18 protein-coding genes and 2 tRNA genes are annotated in these 23050 nt (G+C 66.3%); 6 read left to right on the top strand and 14 right to left on the bottom strand.

The window, feature by feature from the left end; translation table 11 throughout:
• Positions 1–104 precede the first annotated feature (104 nt).
• Positions 105–1667 (top strand): diguanylate cyclase domain-containing protein, encoded by a 1563-nt coding sequence (locus WA983_RS07670; RefSeq protein WP_424248406.1) that lies wholly within the window; start codon positions 105–107, stop codon positions 1665–1667.
• 194 nt (positions 1668–1861) lie between these two features.
• On the opposite strand, the gene WA983_RS07665 is transcribed toward WA983_RS07670, so the two are convergent.
• The 12 genes from WA983_RS07665 to rnr form a co-directional block, all read right to left on the bottom strand.
• Positions 1862–3556, bottom strand: a complete 1695-nt coding sequence (locus WA983_RS07665) for an FMN-binding glutamate synthase family protein (RefSeq protein WP_424248408.1) — start codon at positions 3554–3556, stop codon at positions 1862–1864.
• A gap of 69 nt (positions 3557–3625) precedes the next feature.
• The gene (locus WA983_RS07660; protein ID WP_424311827.1) at positions 3626–4030 is read right to left on the bottom strand and encodes a DUF3293 domain-containing protein; all 405 of its coding nucleotides are present in this window, start codon (positions 4028–4030) and stop codon (positions 3626–3628) included.
• Between the two features lie 6 nt (positions 4031–4036).
• Positions 4037–4642: a DNA-3-methyladenine glycosylase I gene (locus WA983_RS07655; RefSeq protein WP_424311826.1), complete on the bottom strand. Its 606-nt coding sequence runs from the start codon at positions 4640–4642 to the stop codon at positions 4037–4039.
• Positions 4643–4677: 35 nt separating this feature from the next.
• Positions 4678–6192, bottom strand: a complete 1515-nt coding sequence (locus WA983_RS07650) for a helicase HerA-like domain-containing protein (RefSeq protein ID WP_424311825.1) — start codon at positions 6190–6192, stop codon at positions 4678–4680.
• 25 nt (positions 6193–6217) lie between these two features.
• Positions 6218–7273 carry a selenide, water dikinase SelD gene (gene selD, locus WA983_RS07645; protein WP_424311824.1) on the bottom strand — a complete coding sequence of 352 codons (1056 nt, stop codon included), beginning with the start codon at positions 7271–7273 and terminating at the stop codon, positions 6218–6220.
• Positions 7274–7307: 34 nt separating this feature from the next.
• The gene (gene mnmH, locus WA983_RS07640; protein WP_424250550.1) at positions 7308–8384 is read right to left on the bottom strand and encodes a tRNA 2-selenouridine(34) synthase MnmH; all 1077 of its coding nucleotides are present in this window, start codon (positions 8382–8384) and stop codon (positions 7308–7310) included.
• Positions 8385–8440: 56 nt separating this feature from the next.
• Positions 8441–8516 (bottom strand) — tRNA-Val (locus WA983_RS07635).
• A gap of 48 nt (positions 8517–8564) precedes the next feature.
• Complete coding sequence (locus tag WA983_RS07630; protein ID WP_424311823.1) at positions 8565–10367, bottom strand: monovalent cation:proton antiporter-2 (CPA2) family protein; 1803 nt, start codon at positions 10365–10367, stop codon at positions 8565–8567.
• Positions 10368–10484: 117 nt separating this feature from the next.
• Complete coding sequence (locus tag WA983_RS07625; protein ID WP_376813784.1) at positions 10485–10763, bottom strand: HU family DNA-binding protein; 279 nt, start codon at positions 10761–10763, stop codon at positions 10485–10487.
• A 274-nt stretch (positions 10764–11037) separates the two neighbouring features.
• Positions 11038–12273 (bottom strand): cystathionine gamma-synthase family protein, encoded by a 1236-nt coding sequence (locus tag WA983_RS07620; RefSeq protein ID WP_424252126.1) that lies wholly within the window; start codon positions 12271–12273, stop codon positions 11038–11040.
• Between the two features lie 88 nt (positions 12274–12361).
• Positions 12362–13114 (bottom strand): 23S rRNA (guanosine(2251)-2'-O)-methyltransferase RlmB, encoded by a 753-nt coding sequence (rlmB, locus tag WA983_RS07615; RefSeq protein WP_424252128.1) that lies wholly within the window; start codon positions 13112–13114, stop codon positions 12362–12364.
• A 77-nt stretch (positions 13115–13191) separates the two neighbouring features.
• The gene (gene rnr / locus WA983_RS07610; RefSeq protein ID WP_424311822.1) at positions 13192–15627 is read right to left on the bottom strand and encodes a ribonuclease R; all 2436 of its coding nucleotides are present in this window, start codon (positions 15625–15627) and stop codon (positions 13192–13194) included.
• A 108-nt stretch (positions 15628–15735) separates the two neighbouring features.
• Between rnr and WA983_RS07605 the strand changes: the two genes are divergently transcribed.
• Together WA983_RS07605 and WA983_RS07600 are read left to right on the top strand one after the other, a co-directional pair.
• A tRNA-Leu gene (locus tag WA983_RS07605) sits at positions 15736–15820 on the top strand.
• 195 nt (positions 15821–16015) lie between these two features.
• Positions 16016–16336 (top strand): hypothetical protein, encoded by a 321-nt coding sequence (locus WA983_RS07600; RefSeq protein ID WP_424247283.1) that lies wholly within the window; start codon positions 16016–16018, stop codon positions 16334–16336.
• A gap of 88 nt (positions 16337–16424) precedes the next feature.
• On the opposite strand, the gene WA983_RS07595 is transcribed toward WA983_RS07600, so the two are convergent.
• A complete protein-coding gene (locus WA983_RS07595; RefSeq protein ID WP_424311821.1) occupies positions 16425–18497 on the bottom strand; it encodes a CocE/NonD family hydrolase in 2073 nt (690 codons plus the stop codon).
• A gap of 216 nt (positions 18498–18713) precedes the next feature.
• Here WA983_RS07595 and WA983_RS07590 point away from each other — a divergent pair, with 216 nt between their 5' ends.
• Positions 18714–19484 carry an SDR family oxidoreductase gene (locus WA983_RS07590; RefSeq protein WP_424247287.1) on the top strand — a complete coding sequence of 257 codons (771 nt, stop codon included), beginning with the start codon at positions 18714–18716 and terminating at the stop codon, positions 19482–19484.
• Positions 19485–19512: 28 nt separating this feature from the next.
• Here the strand turns inward: WA983_RS07590 and WA983_RS07585 are convergent, their stop codons facing one another.
• The gene (locus WA983_RS07585; protein WP_424247289.1) at positions 19513–21192 is read right to left on the bottom strand and encodes a solute carrier family 23 protein; all 1680 of its coding nucleotides are present in this window, start codon (positions 21190–21192) and stop codon (positions 19513–19515) included.
• Positions 21193–21391: 199 nt separating this feature from the next.
• Here WA983_RS07585 and WA983_RS07580 point away from each other — a divergent pair, with 199 nt between their 5' ends.
• Positions 21392–22207: an energy transducer TonB gene (locus tag WA983_RS07580; RefSeq protein WP_424311820.1), complete on the top strand. Its 816-nt coding sequence runs from the start codon at positions 21392–21394 to the stop codon at positions 22205–22207.
• Positions 22208–22216: 9 nt separating this feature from the next.
• The gene (locus tag WA983_RS07575; RefSeq protein ID WP_424251303.1) at positions 22217–23050 is read left to right on the top strand and encodes a MotA/TolQ/ExbB proton channel family protein; all 834 of its coding nucleotides are present in this window, start codon (positions 22217–22219) and stop codon (positions 23048–23050) included.

Below are 23050 nucleotides of genomic sequence, written 5' to 3'. Positions count from 1 at the left end.
GGGGCAAGCGCATGATGCCGCAGATGCTCATGTTCTCTGGCGTATAGTTCAAGCTTCAGAGAACGACCAGGAACGGGGCCCGCCCCGGAAGGAAAACAGGGCGGATGCACATCCGGAGACCATCCAGAATCAATCTACGACAACTGATCCTGCTGCTGGCCGTGTTCAGCGCGGCGGTGATGCTGGCGGGCGGCATGGCGGGAGCCTACCAGGTGCAGCGGCAGCAGTTGATGGCCAATACGCTGGAGGCCAACGAGGCGTTCGCCACCAAGCTTGCCCGGACGACGTCCGATATGCTGCTGCGGGCGCAGGCCAATCTGGCCTATTCGGCCGATCTCCTGGCCCGCTCGGGGATGGCGCCTGCGGTGGCTCAGGCAGAGACGGAGCGCCTGCGTCACCAGGAACTGGGCTTCAATGCCGTGGCCGTGACGAATGTGCTGGGCGTGGTGCAGGCCGCCTCGCCGATGGGGCTGGGTTTGAGGGGCCGGAAGGTCGACCCGGACAGGTGGCGCAATCTGGCGAACGAGCGGCTGCCGGCGATCAGTCCGCCGTTCGTGACGGTGCTGGGCAATCTGGCCATTACGCTCTCGCACCCTCTGTTCGATGGAGAAGAGCGTTTGCTGGGCCACCTGGCCGCCACCGTCTATCTGCAGGCCGAGGGCGGGCTGCAGCGTTTGATCGGCGAACAGTATTTCCGGGACGGCACGTATGTCTACGTGGTCGATGCGCGAGGACGCCTGCTGTATCACCCGCAGGTCGAACGTATCGGTTCGGACGTTGCCAATAATCCGGTCATCGACGCTGTCCTCAAGGGGCGGTCGGGCCAGATGCGTCAGGTCAACAGCCGTGGCGTGGACATGCTGGCCGGTTATGCATACGTGGCGGCGGCCGACTGGGGAATCGTGGTACAGCGCCCCGTGGAGCTTGCGCTGCGCGAGCTGAGCGATTTGATGATGCGGGTGCTGTGGCTGACGATATGGCCGGCGCTGGTGTTGCTCGTCCTGCTGTGGCTGCTGTCACGCTGGATCTCCCGGCCGCTGGGCGAGTTGTCGCAGATCGTTCAGGATGGTTACGAGGACAGCACGGCGCGGCGCATCACGGTCGTGAATTGCTGGTATCTGGAGGCACAGCGCCTGCGCCGGGCGTTGCTGGCGGGGTACGGGCGGGTGCGTATTCAGATGGGCGAACTGCACAGCGCTGCGCATACGGACCCGCTGACGAGGCTGGGCAACCGGCGTGGGCTGGACATCGCCTTGAAGACCCTGGAGGCGCAGGCTCGGCCGTTTGCCGTGGTGGCCTTGGACATCGATTTCTTCAAGCGGGTCAATGATCAGTACGGTCACGATATGGGGGATCGCGTGATCGTCGGGCTGGCCGACCTGATGCGGGTCCAGGCGCGTCAGGGAGATGGCTTGTTCCGCCAGGGCGGCGAGGAATTCCTGTGGGTGCTGCCGCAGATCGATCTGGCGGAGGCCATGCGGGTTGCCGAGCGTTTGCGGGCCGCCATGGAAAACGCGCGGTTGCTGGGCGACGCTGTGATCACCTTGTCTGCCGGGGTGGCGGTCTGGGACGGAGGCGATGTCGAATCGACGCTGAAGGCCGCCGATCAGGCCTTGTACCGGGCCAAGCAGGGGGGCCGGAATCGTGTCGAATCGTCGGAGGCCTGAAATGTGAAGGCCCCGCCTTTTGGCGGGGCCTTGCTGCCGCAGTGGGCAGCAGCACCGCATGGGAGCGGTGCAAAGTCAACGCCCTGAGGCGTGATGGACTACCTATCAGGTAGCGATTCCAGTATAGATCAGGAGGGCATCCAGCCCATAGGTAGATTCCCTAGGAGATGTGACAGATCGATGCGGGATTTGCCTCATGCCGTTGCCGTCCCAGGCTGCGTGTCTGGATGCTGGTCGGGGGCCAGCGCGGTGTCGGCGTGGCCGGACAGGGCAGCGCTCAGGCTGTACAGCGGCTCGAAGGATTCGGCTTGCGCCATGGGCCAGGCAGTGCGGAAGATCGTGTTGCGGAACCGGCCTTCCAGCAGTTCGCCTTTTTCCAGGTCGGGGAACAGGGCGGACAGGACGCGCACCTCGCCGTTGGCGATGCGCCGCGCGATATGGTGTGGACGCAGTTGGTCGGGATGGCCCAGGCCGGCCGCCCCCAGCAGTTCGCCCAGCGCCTTGAGTGTGTTGGCGTGATAGTTGGCCACGCGCACGGATTTGTCGGCCACGACCAGGGCCTGCTGACGCTTGGGGTCCTGGGTGGTGACGCCGGTGGGGCAGCGGCCGGTATGGCAGGTCTGGGCCTGGATGCAGCCGATGGCGAACATGTAGGCGCGGGCGCTGTTGCACCAGTCCGCACCCAGGGCCATCAGGCGCGCCATGTCGAAGGCGCTGATGACCTTGCCCGAAGCGCCCAGCCGGATGCGTTCGCGCAGGCCGATGCCGACCAGTGTGTTGTGGACCAGGCGCAGGCCTTCGCGCAGCGGTGTGCCGACGTGGTCGACGAATTCGATGGGAGCCGCGCCCGTGCCGCCTTCGGCGCCGTCGATCACGATGAAGTCGGGCGTGATGCCGGTCGCCAGCATGGCCTTGGCCATGGCGAACCATTCCCAGGGGTGGCCGATGCACAGCTTGAAGCCCACTGGTTTGCCGCCGGACAGTTCTCGCAGGCGGGCGACGAAATGCATCAGTTCGATGGGGGTCTGAAAGGCGCTGTGGCTGGACGGGGACACACAGTCCTGACCGACCGGCACGCCGCGCGCGGCGGCGATTTCCGGCGTGACCTTGGGCGCCGGCAGGATGCCGCCGTGGCCGGGTTTGGCGCCCTGGGACAGCTTGATCTCGATCATGCGGATGTTGTCCCGCCGGGCCATGTCGGCGAAGCGTTCCTCGGAAAAGCTGCCGTCCTGATTGCGGCAGCCGAAGTAGCCCGAACCGATGTTCCAGATCAGGTCGCCGCCGTGTTGCAGATGATATTGGCTGACGCCGCCTTCACCCGTGTCGTGGGCGAAACGGCCCAGTGCGGCACCCTTGTTCAGAGCCATGACGGCGTTGGCCGAGAGTGCGCCGAAGCTCATGGCGGAAATATTGAAGACCGAGAGATCCACGGGCTGAGTACAGTCCGGCCCGCCGACGGTGACGCGGAAATCATGGTCCTGGACGTGGACCGGAACCATGGCGTGGTTGATCCACTCGTAGGCGTTGCCGTAAACGTCGCCCTGGGTGCCGAAGGGGCGCTGATCCATTTGCTGCTTGGCGCGCTGGTAGACCAGGGACCGGTCCACGCGCGAAAAGGGCAGCTTGAGGGTGTCGTCCTCGAAGAAATACTGGCGGACTTCGGGGCGGATGAATTCAAACAGAAAGCGCAGGTTGCCGATGACCGGGTAGTTGCGGCGGATGGCGTGCCGGGTCTGGTTCAGGTCGTAGAACCCCAGCAGGCTCAGGCCCAGGAACAGCAGACAGGGCAGCCACCAGCCGGGACTGAAGGACAGGGCCAGCAAGGCGCACAGCACGGTGAGCGCGAGGATGATGTGAAAGGCGGTGTGACGGGTGAACAGTGCATGCATGAAGGGGCTCCGTGGAATCGGGCGACGCGTTTACCTTAGCAGATGCGCGCGTTCGGCGGGTGGGGGCGTTCAGCGTATCCAGACCAGACGCGCCACCGTGTCCGGTCCGCATCGGACCAGGGCGTTCTGTCCGAAGCGGCGCGCCAGCTGCAGGCCCTCGTCCAGCGGCAAGCCGGGAATCCACAGGCTGGGCTCATCGGGCCACTGTCCCAGCGGGTCCAGGCCCCGGCCCGGCAGCCAGGCGTGCCCGAGCCGCTCGACCGCCCGTCGCAGCGCGCGCAGGCGGCGGGCATTGGCAGCGGGACGCAGGCGGCGGCTGTACGGGTTGCAGGCAGTCAGGAAAATGCCGCCGGTCTCGCTGCCGGACGGCATCAGAGACCGCAGCGCGGGTTGCGCCTGGCCGATGCGCAGGACGATCGGCGGATCAGCGTCGATGCGGTAGTGCGCAGCCTGATAGGCTTCGGTCAGCGTCATGGACGCCTAGACCGCCAGCGCCCGATGACGATGGCAGTCCGTGGTGTGATCCATCAGGCAGCCGATGGCCTGCAGGTAGGACTGGCAGATGGTCGGCCCGACAAAGGTAAAGCCATGGCGCTTCAGCAGACGGCTTAGGGTGTCGGCTTCGGGACCGGCGACGGGCGCGTCTTCCGGGGCGGCATAGTGATGAATGATGGGTCGGCCGCCCACCACCGACCACACCAGCCCGACAGGATCGGGCAGTGCCAGCCAGGCTCGTGCATTGCGGCCCGCGGCGCGCAGCTTCAGCCGGTTGCGGATGATGGCGGCGTCCTGCATGCGGTCCTGAACCCAGGCCTCGTCCGTCCGGGCCAGGGCGTGGGGGTCGAAGCCCAGCAGGGCGGCGCGCAGGGCTTCGCGCTTGCGCAACACGGTCAGCCAGGACAGACCCGCCTGAAAGCCCTCCAGGATCAGCATCTCGAACAGATGCTGGGGATCGCGGGAGGGCACACCCCATTCGCTGTCGTGGTAGCGCTGGTACAGCGGATCGTCGGTGCACCAGCGGCAGCGCACGAGACTCGTGGCGGGGGACTCGGACGCGGGGGCAGGGCGGGGCGCTTGGTCAGGCATGCGCTGTTTCCGGGTTGTGTTCCGGCCTTGCGGGCTCAGCGCCGCTTGCCGCCGACCAAGGAGCCCAGCAGGCCGCGCACCAACTGATTGGCGGCATTGCGCACCACGCTCTTGGTGACCGATTGCACCACGCCGTCGCGTTTGCCGCCTCGCGGGCCGGTGGAGCCAAACAGAAAGTCGCTCAGGATGCCGGTGATGCCGTTGTCCTGGGCGGCGGGCGATCCGCTGGCGCCGGCGGCGCCTTTGGCCCCGGCGGGCGCGGCGCCTGCGGATTGGGCGCGCTGCAGCAGGATCTCGTAGGCTGATTCGCGGTCGGCGGTCTGATCGTACTTGCCGGCCAGCGACGAGGCTCCCAGCAGCGCCTGGCGTTCTGCCGCCGTGGCCGGGCCGATGCGGCTGCCGGGGGCCAGCATCCAGACGCGCTGCGTGGGGGTGGGCTGGCCTTTGGGGTCCAGCAGGGACACCAGGGCCTCGCCCACGGCCAGCTCGGTGATGGCGGCCTCGACGTCCAGTCCCGGATTGGGCCGCATGGTCTGCGCGGCGGTCTTGACGGCCTTCTGGTCGCGGGGGGTGTAGGCGCGCAGTGCGTGCTGCACGCGGTGGCCCAGTTGGCCCAGGACGGTGTCGGGGATGTCGGTCGGGTTCTGGCTGACGAAATACACCCCCACGCCTTTGGAGCGGATCAGGCGCACGACCTGTTCGATCTTTTCCAGCAGGGCAGCGGGGGCGTCCTTGAACAGCAGGTGAGCTTCGTCGAAGAAGAAGACGAGTTTGGGCTTGTCCAGATCGCCGACTTCCGGCAGGCGTTCGTACAGGTCGGCCAGCATCCACAGCAGGAAGACGGCGTACAGGCGCGGGGACTGCATCAAGCGGTCGGCGGCCAGGATGTTGATCATGCCGCGCCCCTGGGCATCGGTACGCATCCAGTCGAAGACGTCCAGCATGGGCTCACCGAAGAAGTTCTCGGCACCCTGGGATTCCAGACGCAGCAGATTGCGCTGGATCGCGCCGATGGAGGCCGAGGATACCTGGCCGTAGCGGGTGCGCAGTTCGGCGGCATGGTCGGCCACGAACTGCAGCATGGCGCGCAGGTCCTTCATGTCCAGGAGCAGCAGGCCCTCGTCGTCGGCGACGCGGAAAGCCAGGGTCAGCACGCCTTCCTGGGTGTCGTTCAGGTCCAGCATGCGGGCCAGCAGCAGCGGCCCCAGATCGGATACGGTGGCGCGGATCGAATGGCCCTGTTCGCCGAAGATGTCCCACAGCGTGGTCGGACTGCCGCCCCAGACGGGTTCGGGCAGCCCCAGGTCGGTCAGGCGCTGGGCCAGCTTGGGCGACGCGGCGCCCGCCTGGGAAATACCGGTCAGGTCGCCCTTGACGTCCGCCATGAAGACCGGCGTGCCGATGCGGGAGAACGATTCGGCCAGGACCTGCAGGGTGATGGTCTTGCCGGTGCCCGTGGCGCCGGTGATGCAGCCGTGGCGGTTGGCCAACTGGGGCAGCAGAGCGGCCTGGGCGTCGGCGTTGCGGGCGATGATCAAGGGATCGGCCATGAGGGCTCCGGGGAAAGGGACGGAATCAGGATACCCGAATATGGGCGGCGCCGGCCTCCAGACGCCCGATCCGAGCGGCTTGCGCGAAGCCGTCGGCGCGCAGCTGGGCGAGGACCTCGTCGGCGGCCTCCGGGGCGCAGGCGACCAGCAGGCCGCCGGAGGTCTGCGGGTCGGTCAGCAGGGCGCGGGCTTCGTCGGGCAAACCGGCATCCAGGGTGACATCGGCGCCGCAGGCGGTCCAGTTGCGTCCGGACGCACCGGTCTGGATACCGTCCCGGACCAGATCCGGCGCGGGCGCCAGCCAGGGCAGGGCGGCGTAGGACAATTCGGCGCGCAGGCCCGAGCCCCGGCACATTTCCAGCGTGTGGCCCAGCAGGCCGAAGCCGGTCACGTCGGTCAGGGCATGCACGGCGTCGAGTTCGGCCAGGCGTGCGCCCGGGGTGTTCAGCCGGGTCGCGCTATCGATCATGGCGCGGTAGCCGTCGGCGTCGAGCCGGTCTTTTTTCAGCGCGGCCGAGAGGATGCCGACGCCCAGCGGTTTGCTCAGGATCAGCACGTCGCCTGCGCGGGCGCGGTCGTTGCGCTTGATGCGGTCCGGATGCGCCAGGCCGATGACGGCCAGGCCGTAGATCGGCTCCACGGAATCGATCGAATGGCCGCCGGCGATGGGAATCCCGGCCTGCTGGCAGACCGAGGCGCCGCCCGCCAGAATGGCGGCGATGGTGTCGTGCGGCAGCACGTTGATCGGCATGCCGACCAGGGCCAGGGCCAGGATCGGGCGTCCGCCCATGGCGTAGACGTCCGACAGTGCGTTGGTCGCGGCGATGCGGCCGAAGTCGCGCGGGTCGTCGACGATGGGCATGAAGAAGTCGGTCGTGGCAATCAGCGCCTGCTCATCGTTGATGCGGTAGACGGCTGCATCGTCGGACGATTGCGTGCCCACCAGCAGATCGGGGAACGGCCCGGCAGGCAGGGCGTCGCGCATCAGGCGCGCCAGCACGTCGGGGGCGATCTTGCAGCCGCAGCCGCCTCCGTGGGACAGGGAGGTCAGGCGGGGAACGGCGATGTCGGGAGCGTTCATGGGGGCGGGAATCCTGTGGGGTGGGGCCTGGGGTTCAGGCCGGGATGCGCAGTTGTTCGATCAGGGCGCGGGCCTGGGCGTGGCCGTCGTCGGCGGTCGGGTCGTAGTCGAACACCGCTGCCTGGGTCAGATCGGCGTAATGGGAATCGCTGCTGCGACGGTAGGCGGGGTCGTAGTGGCTTTCCACCAGCGCCTGGAACAGCTCGGCGCGCCGGTCGGCGGCGATCAGGGCCTGCCAGTCGCGGATCGTCTGGCGGCTGTGCAGGCCGATCAGCCGTTCCAGCGTCTGGCCGAAATCGTCGGGTGTGTCGAACAGATGGGCGTAGTCCTGCAGCAGAAAGGCGATGCGTTGCGGCAGGGCTGCATGCACGCGCACACAGCGGCCCGCGTGCATGGCGTTCAATAATGCGTCGGGCAGGCCGACCTGGCCGATGCGTCGGCTTTCAGCCTCGACGAAGACCGGGCGGGCGGGGTCCAGGGTTTCGATGGCTTGCAGCAGGGCGGATTCAAAGCCGCGCTGGCTGGGCTGCGGCTGGTCCGGCAGTGCGCCCAGCAGTGACCCGCGATGGCGGGCCAGCCCTTCCAGATCCAGGATCTGGGCGCCGGCCGCACCCAGCGATTGCAGCAGGCGGGTCTTGCCCGACCCGGTGGGGCCGGTCAGCACGACGCAGTCCAGTCCGGCCGGGCGTTCGGCGAGCGTGTCGATCACGTGGCGGCGCCAGGTCTTGTAGCCGCCGTCCAACTGGCGCGCTTTCCAGCCGATCAGGTTGAGCCACGTGGTCATGGCGCCTGAACGCTTGCCGCCGCGCCAGCAGTAGATCAGCGGGCGCCAGGAGCGCGGCCGGTCGGCGAAGATCGTTTCCAGGTATTCGGCGATGTGGCGTGCCACCAGGGCGGCACCCAGGCGCGTGGCCTTGAAGGGTGATTCCTGGGCGTACATCGTGCCGATCAGGACGCGTTCCTCGTTGCTGAGCACAGGCGCACTCAGGGCGCCGGGGATGTGGTCGTCTTCGTATTCGGCGGGCGTGCGCACGTCGACGATCTCGTCGAACTGGCCGAGGGCGTCCAGGCCGCAGCGCAGCGAGCCTTGGTGATGCGGTGTGGGATTCATGGCGGGATTGTAAATCCGCCGGGGCGAGGATGCCTGGAAGGCGAAGGCCGAATCCGTGGTGGGTGCTGAGGGGCTCGAACCCCCGACCTACGCCGTGTAAAGGCGCCGCTCTACCAACTGAGCTAAGCACCCGGATGTCTGCCTGATGGCCCCGGCAGGTCGCCAGGGCGCAGGGGCGCATTATACATTCTCCGGCGGTAGGGGCGCGCCCGGTTTGCGCTTGTGGCGCGGCGGGTCGATGCGTTCGATGTTGCCCAGCAGCAGCGCGCGCCCGGCGAAGGTGCCGCCGGCCGTTTCCAGGGTGAAGCGCTCGGCGTCCCGGCTGCGCACGTCGTCGGTCAGATCGTCGGCTTCCTGGTCCGTGGCGCCCAGGGCCAGTACCGCCTGATGCCCCATCCGCAGCGCCGCTTCGAAGGTCTCGCGTTCCACATGGTCGGCGTCCAGCCGGATGAGTTCAAGTGCGTGTTCGCGGTCGAAGGCGCGCACGACCAGCCGGGTCTGGGGGCATTCTCGCCGCGCGTTCTCGACGATGCGCGTGGCGGCGGCCGGATCGTCCACGCAGACCAGGATGACCTGGGCATGCCGGGCACCGGCGGCGCGCAGCACGTCGGCGCGGGCGCCATCGCCAAAGTAGACCTTGAAGCCGTAACGCGCGGCGTTGCGGATCACGTCGGGGTCGTTGTCGATGATGGACAGCGTGGTGCCCCGGGCCAGCGGCCCCTGGCTGGCAATCTGCCCCACGCGCCCGAAGCCGATGATGAGCGCGTTGCCGCACAGGTCCTGCGGGGTTTCCACACCATCGAGCGACCCGGCCTCGGACTGGGCATAGCGTTTATAGACTGCTCCAACCAGCGGGGTCAGGGCCATCGAGAGCACGATGATCGCCGTCATGTCGGCGTTGACCGTCTGGCCGATGACCTTGAGTCTCAAGGCCTCGGCGAACAGCACGAAGGCGAATTCCCCGCCTTGGGCCATGAGTGTGGCGCGGTCGATGGCGTCGGCGCGGCTGCTGCCGGCCAGCCGCGCCACCCCGTAGATGCACAGGGCCTTCGCCAGCATCAGCGCGACCACGCCCAGGCCGATGAGCCGCCAGTCGCGCGCCACCACGTCCAGGTCGAGCGCCATGCCCACGCCCAGGAAGAACAGCCCCAGCAGCAGGCCGCGAAACGGCTCGATGTCGGCCTCCAGTTGGTGGCGGAAGGAGGATTCCGACAGCAGCACGCCGGCGACGAAGGCGCCCATGGCCGTGGACAGGCCACCCAGTTCCATCAGGAGCGCCGCCCCCAGCACCACCAGCAGTGCGGCGGCCGTCATCACTTCGCGCGCCTTGGCCCTGGCCAGCACGCGAAACAGCGGGTTGAGCAGCCACAGCCCCGCTGCCACCAACGCGCCCAGCGACAGCAAGCCGATGCCGGCGCGCTGCCACAGCGGGGCCGCAGCCACCGGTGCCGCGTCGGCTGGCGCGAGAAAGGCCACCACCGCCAGCAGCGGCACGATCAGCAGGTCTTCGAACAACAGGATGGAGACGATGCGCTGGCCGCGCGGCGTCAGGATGTCGCCGCGTTCGGCGAGTACCTGCATGACGATGGCGGTGGAGGTCAGCACGAAGCCGGCGCCGCTGACGAACGCCACCGGCCAGGGAAAGCCGAAGCCGATGCCCACCCCGGTGAGCAGGAGGGCGCACACCACGACCTGCAGGCTGCCGAGTCCGAAGATCTGCCCGCGCAGGTTCCACAGGTGTGAGGGCTTCATCTCCAGCCCGATGATGAACAGGAACATCACCACCCCCAGTTCGGCCACGTGGAGGATGGTCCCGGCGTCGGCCATCAGGCCCAGACCGTAGGGTCCGATGGCCAGCCCCGCCGCCAGATAGCCCAACACGGAACCCAGGCCGAGGCGCTTGAACAGCGGCACCGCCAGCACGGCCGCCCCCAGCAGCGTGACCAGACCGATCAACTGGCTCGCATCCCCTTCGCTTGCCATCGTGTGCTTCCTTCCAGGGTGAAAATTTCAGAGTGGCGGCCGGTCCGGGCGTCGGGTGCGGCCAAAACGGAAAAGGCCACCGACGATGCGGTGGCCTTTTGTGCGTGAAGCGCCGGATTACTTGGAGTTCACGGCATCCTTCAGGGCCTTGCCCGGACGGAACTTCGGCACGCGGGCCTTCTTGATCTTGATTTCTTCGCCGGTGCGCGGGTTGCGGCCGGTGCGGGCAGCGCGTTCGGACACGGCGAAGGTGCCGAAGCCGACCAGGGTGACCGAGCCCTTCTTCTTCAGGGTGGTCTTCACGGCGCCCACGAAGGCTTCCAGGGCACGGCCCACATCAGCCTTGGAGAGATCGGTCTTGGAGGAGATGTGCTCGATCAGCTCGGTCTTGTTCATTGATGAAATACCCCTGAGGTTTATTGTGGCCAGGCGGACGATCCGCCAGGCTGTTTGATGGATGATGGTCTGTCTCAGCCAGGCCGATCCGGTTTTCACGGCCGCAGGGCGGCAGGATTCTGGCCGGTTCGAAGGCTAAGCCGTATTAAGCCTTCGAATGGCCTGGAGTGTCAAGAAGAAATCACTGGAAACCCGCGTGTTTCCTGACGTTTGTTAAAAAAAACCACCGTCGGGTACGGGTATACCCCAAACCAGGAATCGGCATCGAACAGCTTTACATCGCGTCCAGCGCCTGGGCGAAATCACCGATCAGATCGGCTTCGTCTTCGATCCCCACGGAGATACGCAGGAAACCGTCGGGGATGCCCATCAGGGCGCGGCGCTCCGGACCCATCTCGTAGTAGATGGTATGGGCGGCGGGCAGCACCAGGGTGCGATTGTCCCCCAGGTGGGTGGCCAGGGCCACGACGCGCAGGCGGTTCAGGCAGTCGAAGACGTCGACATGGTCGTGCAGCTCGACGCCCAGCAGGCCGCCGTAGCGGCCGCCGAACCACTGCGTGGCGCGCGCGTGCTGGGGATGGCCGGGCAGGCCGGGGTAGTGGACCTTGCCGACCAGCGGATGGGTTTCCAGAAAGCGTGCCAGCGCCAGGGCGTTGGAACAAATGCGGTCCATGCGCAGCGCCATGGTCTCGGCGCCGGCCGCGATGCGGTGGGCCACGTCCGAGGACAGAGTGCCGCCCATGTCTCGCAGGCCCTTTTTCTTGATCTGCAGCAGGCCCCAGCCGCGCGGGTCGCCCTTGCGGTATTGCTCGTAGATGTGCGGGAAGTGGGTCCAGTCGTACAGCCCGGTCTGGGTGACGGCGCCGCCCAGGGCGTTGCCGTGGCCGCCGATATGCTTGGACAGGGAATTGATCACCAGCGACGCGCCGAAATTCCGGCTCGGGGCCAGGTAGGGTGAGGACAGGGTGCTGTCCACCACGTAGACCAGCTTGCGCGCCTGGCACAGATCGCCGATCGCCTTCAGATCGGCGATCTGGGTGCCGGGGTTGGCGATGGTCTCGACGAAGACCATGCGGGTATTGGGTCGGATCGCCGCCTCGACCTGGGCGGCGTCGGTCGCGTCCACCAGGCTCAGTTCCACACCGAAATTTTCCAGCGTCATCAACAGGCTGTTGGTGTTGCCGAAGATGTATTTGCTGGCGACCAGGTGGTCCCCTTGGCGGAGCAGGGCGAAGAAAATGGCGTTCAGCGCCGCCATGCCGGTGGCGAAGGTCACCGTGCCCAGCCCGTGCTCCATATCCGTGACCTTGGCTTCCAGCGAGGCCGTGGTCGGCGTGCCCTGCCGGGCGTAGGTGTAGCCGGGCTTGTTCTGGAATACGGCGGCCAGTTCGCGCGCGTCGGCGAAGGCGTATTCGGTGGACGGATGGATGGGCTGGTGGATGGCACCGTGTTCCAGCTTGGCATGGTGGTCGGCGTGGACGAGCCGGGTGGTGAAGCCTTGATCGGACATGGGGAGACGGTGGATCGGATTGAAGGGGAAAGGGCTCGGCCCGGGCGGGTCGGCCCGGACATTATGCGCTTTTTCGTTGGCGCGTCTGTCAGACGGGCGCCAGTCGCTGGCGCACGGTCTCGTACAGGCAGACTGCGCTGGCGACGCTGACGTTCAGGCTTTCGATCGAGCCGCGCATGGGGATGGACACGAGTTCGTCGCAGGTCTCGCGGGTCAGGCGGCGCATGCCTTCGCCTTCGGCGCCCATGACCCAGGCCATGGGGCGGCGCGCATCGACCTGGTGCAGGCTGTGCGTGGCGGCGTCGTCCGTGCCCACCAGCCAGACGTCGCGTTCGCGCAGGGCGCGCAGGGTGCGCGCCAGATTGGTGACCATCAGATAGGGCACGGTGTCGGCCGCGCCGCAGGCTACACGCTGGACCGTCGTGTTCAGTCCGACGGCGCGGTCCTTCGGGGCGATGACGGCATGTACGCCGGCGGCGTCGGCAGTACGCAGGCAGGCGCCCAGATTGTGCGGGTCGGTGACGCCGTCGAGCACCAGCAGCAGGGCGGGTTCGCCGCGATCTTCCAGCGTATCCAGCACCTCGTCCACCGCCACGGCCAGCGGTCGGGGGCGGGCCAGAGCGACGATGCCCTGGTGGCGCACCCCGTGCGCCAGCCCGTCCAGACGCTGGGCGTCGGCGGCGTGCCAGCGCACGTTCGCGGCCTCCAGTTGTTCGATGCAGCGTTGCATGCGGGCGTCCTGGCGCGAGGTGTCCAGGTAGACGTCGCGGATGGAGTCCGGGGCGTGGCGCAGACGCGCCTGCACGGCATGGAAACCGGCCAGGATTTGTTGGGATGACATCGGGCGGGGCCTATCGGGGTGGACGAAGCGGGTCCGCCGCACGGGGCGGACCCTTTCTGGAATTGTAGTGCGTCGGATCAGGAACGCCGCTTGCGCGGTGTTTCCTGACGCGCGGCGCGCTTGGCCTCGGCGCGGCGCTGATGGGCCGTGGTGCCGCGCAGGGCGGCAGGCTTGGCGCCTGCGGCCTTTTTATACGGGCGGGAAGGGCGGGGGTCGCCCTCGATCTCGGCCTGCAACGACTTGAAGTCTTCGCCCTTGAACGGTCGGAAGTCGATGCGCCGGGCCTCCAGGTCTACGCGGGCCACCTGCACCTGCAGGGCGTCGCCCAACTGGTAGCGCAAGCCGGTGCGTTCGCCGCGCAGTTCGTTCAGGGCCTCGTGGTACTGGAAGTAGTCGCCGCCCAGTTCGGAGATATGCACCAGCCCTTCCACGTAGAGCGTGTCCAGCGTGACGAATACCCCGAAGCTGGTGACGCTGCTGATCCGGCCGCTGAAGACTTCACCCACGTGTTCGCGCACAAACCAACATTTCAGCCAGGCCTCGACGTCGCGCGAGGCCTCGTCGGCGCGCCGTTCGCGGGCCGACAGCAGCGCGCCCAGGGCTTCCCAGGCATCGTGTTCGCGGATCTTCGCGGGCAGGGCGGGATCGGCGGGCAGGCCCGGCAGCGCCGGCGGCTGGTAGCGGCGCTGGCGCAGCAGGCCCCGGATCACGCGGTGTACCAGCAAGTCCGGATAGCGCCGGATGGGCGAGGTGAAGTGGGCGTAGTGTTCGTAGGCCAGGCCGAAGTGGCCGGTCTGTTCGGGGCTGTAGATGGCCTGCTGCATCGAGCGCAGGCACATCGTCTGGATCGAGGCGAAGTCCGGCCGTGACCGGCTGGCCTGGATCAGGCGGGCGTAGTCGGCAGTCGATGGGTCATCGCCGCCTTCCAGCGTCAGGCCCAGGAGGCGCAGGTACTCGCGCAGCGTCTGCAGCTTTTCCGGGGTCGGGCCGTCATGCACGCGGAACAGTGCCTGGGCCTTGTTGCGCACGATGAAGTCCGCCGCGCAGGTATTGGCCGCCAGCATGCATTCTTCGATCAGGCGGTGGGCATCGTTGCGCACGTAGGGTTCGATGCGCTCGATGCGGCCCAGGGGATTGCAGACGATGCGGGTCTCGACCGTGTCGAAATCGATCGCACCGCGCTTGCGCCGGGCCTGCTCGAAGGACTGGAACAGATCGTAGGCCGTCTGCACGTGGGGCAGCAGATCGCCCAGGTTTTGCGCCGCCGGGCCGGTGGGCTGCTGCAGCGCCGCCCAGATGTCGGTGTAGGTGGTGCGGGCGTGGGAATGGATGACGGCTTCGTAGAACTGATAGGCGGCGATGGATCCGGCCTTGGCGCCGCCCGCCGGGATCATCATGTCGCACACCATCACCAGACGGTCCGCGTCCGGATTCAGCGAACAGATGCCGTTGGACAGGGCCTCGGGCAGCATGGGGATGACGCGGCGCGGGAAATACACGCTGGTGCCCCGGTCCAGGGCGTCCTCGTCCAGCGCCGAATTGGGGCGCACGTAGTGGCTGACGTCGGCGATGGCCACCAGCAGCCGCCAGCCGGGCCGCGCACGTTTGGCCGTGCCCAGGTCGGCGGGCATGCAGAACACCGCGTCGTCGAAGTCGCGTGCGTCCTCGCCGTCGATGGTGATGAAGGGCACGTCGCGCAGGTCGATGCGGCCCTCCCAGTCTTCCGCGCGGACATGATCCGGAATCGAGGCCAGTTGCCGGCGCGTGGCGTCGGAGAATTCCACCGGCACGTCGAACTTGCGCACGGCGATTTCGATTTCCATGCCGGGATCGTCGATCTCGCCCAGGACCTCGGTGATGCGGCCCAGGGGCTGAATATGGCTGGCGGGCTGGCGCAGGATCTGCACCGTCACCACCTGGCCGGGCTCGGCGCCCGCCGTGTCCTGCGGCGCGATCAGAATGTCGTGTTTGATGCGCTGGTCTTCGGGCGCGACGATGAAGATGCCGCGTTCCTTCAGAAAGCGGCCGACCAGTTTCAGCGTGCGCCGTTCGACGACTTCGACGATCGCGCCCTCGGGGCGGCCGCGGAATTCACCGGTTTCTTTGACCTTGACCCGGTCGCCGTGCAGGACCTTGGCCATTTCGTGAGGCGACAGGAACAGGTCCTGGCCCCCCCCGTCGGGGATCAGAAAGCCGAAGCCGTCCCGATGACCCTGGACGATGCCGGTGATGAAGTGCGTGTTGTTGCAGATTTGCAACCTTCCCTGGGGGTTATAGCGCACCTGGCCATCGCGTTCCATGGCCTTGATGCGGCGGATGAAGCCGGTGGACAGGGGAATCGTCGCGTGTGTGGCGTCGGCCAGAGCCTCGGGCGATAGGGGCTTGCCGGCTTTACGCAGGGTGTCCAGCACCTGTTCGCGGGTGGGGACGTTGGGGTCGAAATCAAAGGAGAGACCGTTCGCCGGCGGGTTGGAAGCGTCGCGGTTATTGTCGTTGTTGGTTCGCTTTTTCAAAGGCTATTTGCATCCAAAAAAAATGTAGTGTATATTTCTGTCTTCGCTGAACGAGGCGCTAAACAACGCAGCGGATCGGCGAAGACAATAGCATACACGTTATGCAGTGCCCAGGTGGCGGAATTGGTAGACGCGCATGGTTCAGGTCCATGTGCCGCAAGGTGTGGAGGTTCGAGTCCTCTCCTGGGCACCACTTCTCTTTATCGGGAAGTCCAATTCAGTCCGATGTCCTCCGACATCAAAAAGCAAAACCCGCGTAGACGCTCAGTCTTGCGGGTTTTTTGCTTTTGGCGGGTCAGAGCGTCATGGATCATGGTTTTCCTTGAGGGATTTTTCGGGCTGGGCAGGCATAGAATCAGCCGGTGTGATCCGAGACGACGGGAGTGTCATGAAGATAAAAAAAACCGAAGAATCCTCAGAGGGAAAAGCAGGGGCCTTGCGTGCGAAATTTCCTGGGCATGCAGAAACTCAGATCGATGACCAGGGCAGGCTGGGCGTTCAGATCACGGCCTGGGTTCCGAATGGCAAAGACGGCTCGGACCAGCATCAGGTCATGTTGACGGACGGTGACATCGAGCGACTGTTGACCTGCCTGGCGAACCCGCGCGATGCGGATACCGCAAAGGCGGTGAGCAAGCTCATGAAAGAGAATCTCAGGAACGCGCTGCGGCTGGTTGCGCTGGGGTCGGGGACGGCTTTGGTGGACTGACTGAGTCCGATGCCTTCTGGCATCAAACAGTAAAAAACCCGCGTAGACATGAGGTCTCGCGGGTTTTTTACTTGGGGCCGTTACGCCGTTATTGATATCTTCGAGGAATATGATCCGTCCACGTCTTTTTCCTGACCAGGCGGCCGTTCTCTCGCAGCGTCTTGGTGAATGTCACGTGGAACGTCGTCGCATCCGATTCAATCCGCGCCACGGTCAGTAGATCGATTTCACGACCCGCGATGGTGAATACATTCCTGCGCTCGCCGCGGAAACGGGCTTTGGCGGGCGCCTTGTCATTGACGTCCCATTGGTACTGCTCTGCAGACCGGTAGGTGTTGCCGTGCAGAGTCCAGGCAATGTCGCTGGCGGTGGTGAATGTCGAGTCGCCGGTCTGTTCATTGCGGACGCTCTTGAAAACCGGGGGGTGGCTTTCCAGTTCCTTGCCGAAGGGGGCAGGGTCGCCGGCCTCGGGCGCTGGCAGCACGCAAGATGGGCTGGTTTCATGTTGCGTGGGCACGACCGGCAGGTCGATCCAGGTCTCGGCGCCGGGGAACAGCGTGGTGGTGCCGGGCGTCGGGCTGGGCCAGATCATGGGGAACTGCGCGTTGGAGACGGCCAGGCGGATGCGGTGGCCGGGTTTGAAACGCCAGGTGGTGAAATGGATCGCCGTGGACAGCGTCGTGGGTTCGCCCGGAATCAGCGCTTCGGGCTTGAGGCGTGAAAAGCGTTGGGACGGATTGATGGCGGCGCCGCTGATCAGGGACACCTGGCCGTCCGGCGCCACGTCTTCCAGGCGCACGGTCCATTGGTAGAACGGGGCGTCCGCCGCGACGCGCAGGCGTACTTGCGGCATGCCCATGATTTCCAGGGCCTCGGTCAAGGGGGCGGAGTCGTAGACCAGGCTGTGGGCGTCGTCCGCAGCCATGTCGCCCGTTTGTTCGCCCCACCATCCGCCGGCGGCCATCCCGGCGCCGGCGCGGTAGCGCAGTTTTTCGGCATTGCCTTGCGTGGAAGGTGCATTGCCCAGTTGCCGCTTCGTTTGCGGATAGAGGCGCCGGGTGGTGCTGCCGTCCACGGGCCATTGCTGGTCGCAGCGCCAATAGCCGGGGACGGTGGCCAGATCGGTGGCGGGGGCGTGACCGGTGCGCATGAAGGCCATCCGGGCAGGTTGGTCCAGAATTCCGTTGGCTTTGCCTTTGAGCCAGTAGTCCCACCAGCGCAAGGCCTTGGCCCGCCACTCGTAGTTGGGGCCGGGCGCGCCGTACTCGGGCCAGGCATGGTTCCAGGGCCCGATTTCGGCCATGACCGGCGCCTTGGCGGTTTTGCTGACGTCAACCGCGAAGTCGCGGTAGCCGTCGAGCAGTCCGCCAATCAGGTAGACAGGCACTTCCAGCGGTGTTTTGAATGCGAGCGATTCCTGGCGCCAGAAATCGCCATCCTGCTGCTGGCGCAGCCAGGTGAATATCCAGGGTTCCCGGTCGAAGCGATTGTGGAAATAAGTTGCGTCGATGCGGTAGTCCGGGCTCTGCGGCATCGAGTTGTCGGTATCGATCTGATGTGCATAGACGTCCGTGTGCAAGGCGCCGTCGATGTAATGGACGTCGTTGTAAAACAGGTCCGTCGATCCGTGCGCGGCGATGATGGCTTTGAGCGCCGGCGGTTTTCTGTGCGCCGTCATCATCGAGTTGAAGGCGCTCCATGAGATGCCGTACATGCCCACATTGCCGTTGGACCAGCTTTTCTTCGAGAGTTGTGCAACGAGTTCTTCGGCATCGGCAATTTCGGCTTGGGAATATTCGCTGACCGGGATGGGGCCACCGCTGCCGCCGGTGCCGCGTACGTCGACCCGGGCGACGACGTAGCCGTGCTTGGCGAAATAGGCGCCGTACTCATAGTCGCCCAGTGTGAAAAAGTCATCCTTGCGATAGGGCACCTTTTCCATGATGACCGGGAATGTCTCCCCGGGTTTCTTGGCGACGGGGCGGTAGTAGGTCACCGCCAGATGCACGCCGTCCTTCATTTCAAGCGTGCTGTTCTCCACGACGAATTCGTAGGGCGTGTTTGTTTCCGAGAGCACGGCGGTGCCGTGACAACCCAATAAACCGCCGGTCAGGAAAAGACAGCCTGCCAGTTTTTTCAAGAGCGCGGTGTTCCAGCGCATAGAGTGTCCCCTCGGGTTTGATACGGTTCTAGTCCGCCGATTCGAGAGCGCATGCTAACAAGAATTTCATGTTGTCAGTAAAAGTTAAGCAGGGTCGTTGCCCTCGGAAGGGCCGGGCATGCCCGGCCGTCGGTGGGGTACCGCCCGAAGGAGTACCATCGCAGGTTTGAACGCCGGTCCGTCGGCCGGCGCGAAGGCGGAGCATCCAGAGGACTTATGAACGATTCCACACAGCGACCCATCGCCCTCGTCACCGGGGCTTCTGCAGGCTTCGGCCGCGCGATCAGCGAGCGTTTCCTGCGCGACGGCTATCGGGTGATCGCCACCGCGCGCCGGATGGAACCTTTGCGGGAACTGCAACAGAAGTATGGCGATGCCGTGCTGCCGGTGTCGCTCGATGTCCGGGACGAGCAGGCGGTCGCCGCCATGGCGCAGTCACTGCCCGAGGTCTGGCGCGACATCGACGTGCTGGTCAACAACGCCGGTCTGGCTCTGGGAAAGGAAAAGGCCCAGGAGGCCGATTTTCAGGACTGGCGGACCATGATCGACACGAACGTTACCGGCCTGGCGCTGATGACGCACGCTTTCCTGCCGGGCATGGTCGCCCGCAAGCGCGGGCTGGTGATCAACATCGGCTCGGTGGCCGGCAAATATCCCTATCCGGGTGGCAACGTCTATGGCGCCACCAAGGCCTTCGTGGCGCAGTTCAGCCGCAATCTGCGTGCGGACCTCGCGGGCACGGGTGTGCGGGTGACGGATGTGCAGCCGGGGCTGGTCGGCGAGACCGAGTTTTCCCTCGTCCGCTACAAGGGCGATCAGGAACGGACGGCGGCGATGTATGCCGGTGCTCATCCGCTGCGACCGGAGGATATTGCGGAAACGGTCGCCTGGGTGGCGTCCCTGCCGCCGCACGTCAATGTGAACGCGATCGAGGTGATGCCGACCTCGCAATCGTTTGCCGCCTTGACCGTGACCCGGGACGAATAAACCCGCACCGGCTGAGCATTCGGCCGGATTAGTGGTCGAAATGCAGCCGCAGATAAGTCAGTCCGTCGCGCTGGCCTGATTGCAGGCGGTCGGCCAGGCTGCGCAGCATGACGCCTGACAGCCCTGACAGGGTCTGATCCAGCGCGTGCTGGAAGGCGGTGTCGTCGATATCGAGCAGGTCGGCCGGGGCGTGACCCGCATGGGCGCCCAGTTCCAGTTCGGGGCCGTCGTGCAGCAGTTCGATGTCCAGGTTGTATTCGTCGAAGCTGCCCCGGATGCCGCGCAGTCGCCGTCCACCGCCGCTCTGGATGGCCTCGGCGGCTTCCAGGGCGGCCTGGGCGGCGCGCCGGACCACGTCGCGCCGGGCGCTCCAGGCGCCCCCCTGGGTTTCGACGAAGTCGACCACCTGCTGAATGGGCGCGGCTGCGCCATCGACGCTCTCGAAGGTCTGCTCGGTCTGGCGCGAGGTACCCAGGCGGAACAACGAGTTCAGCGCGATGGCGCTCACGCCGGCAATGATGATGCCGTTGCCGACCACGAAGCGCAGGGACTCGGGCGCGTGCGTCGCGAGTTCGGGCATCAGGATCACCCCCATGCCCAGCACGAAGGACAGGCCGATCATGAAGATGCCGCGTGAGTCCAGGGCACGCGAGGCGATCAGTTCGATGCCGGAAACGATCAGGTAGGCGGCGGCATAGATTTCGATGGCGCCGATGACGGCGGTGGGGATCAGGGTCAGGGCCAGGGACGCCTGAGGCAGGAAGGCGATCAGCGCCAGCAGCGCGGCGGTCAGCAGTCCGATCCAGCGGGAGGTGGAGCGGCTGATGTGCGCCAGGGCGATGTTGGCTGACGAGGCCGCGTTGGGCAGGGCGCCCAGAAAGGCGCCCACGATGTTGCCCAGGCCGCAGGCGCGCATGCCGCCGCTGATCATGCGCATGCTGGGACGGCGCCAGTCGGACTCGTTCATCTTGTGCAGCAGCACCACGCAGCCGAAGACGTCGAGCTGGGTCATGAGCGACAGTACGGCGACGGCCAGCAGGATGCCGGCATCGATGTTGAACACGGGCATCGGCGGGTGCGGCAGGCCGAACAGGGGAGCGCTGGCGAGCGCATCCCAGCCGTGCAGCTTGCCCGTCAGGGCCGAGACGATCAGGCCGGCCAGCAGGCCGCCCAGGAGGGCGGACAGCTTGGCGCGCTGGTTGCCCCAGATCGACAGGCCGATGATCGTCCCCAGGGTGGCGGCGCCGATCAGGATGTCGGCGGTGTCCAGGCCGTTTTCCCCCAGCCCTGTGACGTGCCGCAGCGCGGGTTCGACGAGCGACAGGCCGGCCACGCAGACGATGATGCCGGCGACGGTGGGAGGCAGGATGGTGCGCAGATACGGGACGAGCGATCCCGTCCCCAGTGCCACCAGGCCGTTGACCAGCCCGATCAGTACCAGGCCGCCCAGGCCGTACTGGGCCGCCAGCATGCCGGACAGGACGACCAGCAGCGGGTCGGGCATGTGGATCACCAGCATGCCTGAACCCAGCCGTCCACCCCAGGACTGCAGGAAGGTCGAGACCGCCATGCCCAGGATGCTGGCCGTGACCATGGCCTGCGTGGTTGCGGCGTCCAGTTGGCCGATCCGGGCTGCCGCCAGCACATAGGCGATCAGCGCCAGTGCGGTGGCAACGTGTTGCAGCGCCAGGCCGGCCAGTGTGGGCATCGGTGGTCGTTCGTCCGCTGAGTACAGCAACTCGGGTGGCCGCTTGAAGCGGGGGAGGGGAGGGAGTTGCAGACGGGACGAACGGGCCATGGCACGTGGATTCCGGATAAAATTTCGCAGAGTTTATCACCGGAATTATTGAGAACCGTTATCATTCATGATAAGATCGCACGCTCTTCTTGACGTCGTCCGCTGGTTCATGTCATCCGGTTTCTCCTCCCGTTTTACACCGCTGAAGATCGTCGCCGCCTGCGTGGCCCTGGGCCTGCACGTGGCCGTGCTGGCCATGGTGCTGTCGGCGCCGGTGGTCGAGGTCGCCCAGGGGCGGCCCGAGGCGCTGGACGTGCAGTTCGTGGAACTGGGGCCGGCGATCGAGCCCGAGCCGGTGGCTGCAGCCGCGCCTGCGCCGCCGGTGGAAACGCCGCCGGAGCCTGTGCCCGAAGAACCTGTCGTCGAGCCGGAACCCGTGGTCGAACCGGAACCGGAGCCCGAACCCGAACCCGAACCGGTCGTCGAAACGCCCGAACCCGAGTCCATCACCGAGCCGCCGCCGGAACCTGCTCCCAAACCGCAGCCGAAACCGAAGCCGCCGCCCAAGCCAAAGCCTCAGCCCGCGCCCAAACCCCGGCCGGCCCCGCCCGCGCCGCAGATCAGCGCTGCGCAGGCCGCCACGGCGGGTGGTGCCCGGCAGGCGTCCGAGGCGCGCGGCGAGCCGGCGGCGGTGGACCCTGACCGGCCCCGCACGGTGGGTCAGGTGGACTATCTGGGCAAGCGACCCAGCCCGGTGTATCCCCGCGTTTCGCAGCGCCGGGGCGAGCAGGGCCGGGTCGTGTTGCGCGTGCTGATTTCCCCGTTGGGCCAGGTGGCCCATGTGTCGGTCCGTACGTCATCCGGGCATGCGCGCCTGGATGAGTCGGCCGTGGAGGCCATGCGTCAGGCGCGATTCCGTCCGTATACGGAAAACGGGATCGCCTACAAGGCGATGGTGGACATTCCTTTCGATTTCGTCTTATAGGACAGGAACATGATGCTTGATCTGATCGGGAGTGCGGCGCTGACGCTGGCCCAGGCCGTGGGGCCTGATGCCGCCCAGGTGGCGCTGAACTCGGACGCCGTGGGAACCGGCGGCCAGGGGGTGCTGCATTTCATCGGCCAGAGCGACGCGGTGGGCAAGTCCCTGTTCGCCTTCCTGATGCTGATGTCCTTGGCAAGCTGGTATCTGATCCTGGCCAAGGGGCTGACGCATCTGCGCATCCGCCGCCGCTCGCGCGAATTCCTGGCGGAATTCTGGGCCGCCAGTTCGCTGGAGCAGGTGGAAAACGAGATTTCCACGCACGGGGCGGAAGAACCCTTCGCCCACCTGGCCAGCCACGCCATCCATGCCCGCAAGCACCACGCCAAGTACGGCGCGCTCAAACTGGAGGAAAGCGGTTCCACGGCGGCCTTCGTGACGCGCATCATCCGCAAGGTCATTGACGAGGAAACGGCGCGTCTGGAAAACGGCCTGACGGTGCTGGCCTCCGTGGGTTCGACCGCGCCCTTCGTGGGGTTGTTCGGCACGGTGTGGGGGGTGTATCACGCTCTGCTGAGCATCAGCATGACCGATGGCGTCACCATCAACCGCATCGCCGGTCCCGTGGGCGAGGCCCTGATCATGACCGGCCTGGGCCTGGCAGTCGCCATCCCCGCCGTGCTGGCCTACAACGCCTTCGTGCGCGTCAACCGCGTCTACCTGGCGCAACTGGACGCTTTTGCGCACGACCTGTTCACCTTTCTGACCACCGGCCAGCCGGTGGCTGACGGCAGCCACGAGCGCAACGGCCGGACCCTCAGTCTGGCCAGCCAGCGGGGAGCCTGA

Origin of the sequence: Castellaniella sp., from assembly GCF_049650445.1 — a bacterium.
Taxonomy (GTDB): Bacteria; Pseudomonadota; Gammaproteobacteria; order Burkholderiales; family Burkholderiaceae_B; genus Castellaniella.
This window is presented reverse-complemented; position numbering and strand designations above follow the sequence as displayed.

Excerpts from the sequence above, each read along its gene's own strand:
- rlmB (WP_424252128.1), bottom strand. The coding sequence starts at position 13,114 with ATGTCATCCCAACAAATCCTGGCCGGTTTCCATGCCGTGCAGGCGCGT.
- WA983_RS07650 (WP_424311825.1), bottom strand. The coding sequence starts at position 6,192 with ATGGCCGATCCCTTGATCATCGCCCGCAACGCCGACGCCCAGGCCGCT.
- WA983_RS07595 (WP_424311821.1), bottom strand. The coding sequence starts at position 18,497 with ATGCGCTGGAACACCGCGCTCTTGAAAAAACTGGCAGGCTGTCTTTTC.
- WA983_RS07575 (WP_424251303.1), top strand. The coding sequence starts at position 22,217 with ATGATGCTTGATCTGATCGGGAGTGCGGCGCTGACGCTGGCCCAGGCC.
- WA983_RS07580 (WP_424311820.1), top strand. The coding sequence starts at position 21,392 with ATGTCATCCGGTTTCTCCTCCCGTTTTACACCGCTGAAGATCGTCGCC.
- WA983_RS07620 (WP_424252126.1), bottom strand. The coding sequence starts at position 12,273 with ATGTCCGATCAAGGCTTCACCACCCGGCTCGTCCACGCCGACCACCAT.
- WA983_RS07585 (WP_424247289.1), bottom strand. The coding sequence starts at position 21,192 with ATGCCCACACTGGCCGGCCTGGCGCTGCAACACGTTGCCACCGCACTG.
- WA983_RS07630 (WP_424311823.1), bottom strand. The coding sequence starts at position 10,367 with ATGGCAAGCGAAGGGGATGCGAGCCAGTTGATCGGTCTGGTCACGCTG.
- WA983_RS07625 (WP_376813784.1), bottom strand. The coding sequence starts at position 10,763 with ATGAACAAGACCGAGCTGATCGAGCACATCTCCTCCAAGACCGATCTC.
- WA983_RS07590 (WP_424247287.1), top strand. The coding sequence starts at position 18,714 with ATGAACGATTCCACACAGCGACCCATCGCCCTCGTCACCGGGGCTTCT.
- WA983_RS07660 (WP_424311827.1), bottom strand. The coding sequence starts at position 4,030 with ATGACGCTGACCGAAGCCTATCAGGCTGCGCACTACCGCATCGACGCT.
- WA983_RS07600 (WP_424247283.1), top strand. The coding sequence starts at position 16,016 with ATGAAGATAAAAAAAACCGAAGAATCCTCAGAGGGAAAAGCAGGGGCC.
- selD (WP_424311824.1), bottom strand. The coding sequence starts at position 7,273 with ATGAACGCTCCCGACATCGCCGTTCCCCGCCTGACCTCCCTGTCCCAC.
- WA983_RS07670 (WP_424248406.1), top strand. The coding sequence starts at position 105 with ATGCACATCCGGAGACCATCCAGAATCAATCTACGACAACTGATCCTG.
- mnmH (WP_424250550.1), bottom strand. The coding sequence starts at position 8,384 with ATGAATCCCACACCGCATCACCAAGGCTCGCTGCGCTGCGGCCTGGAC.
- WA983_RS07655 (WP_424311826.1), bottom strand. The coding sequence starts at position 4,642 with ATGCCTGACCAAGCGCCCCGCCCTGCCCCCGCGTCCGAGTCCCCCGCC.
- WA983_RS07665 (WP_424248408.1), bottom strand. The coding sequence starts at position 3,556 with ATGCATGCACTGTTCACCCGTCACACCGCCTTTCACATCATCCTCGCG.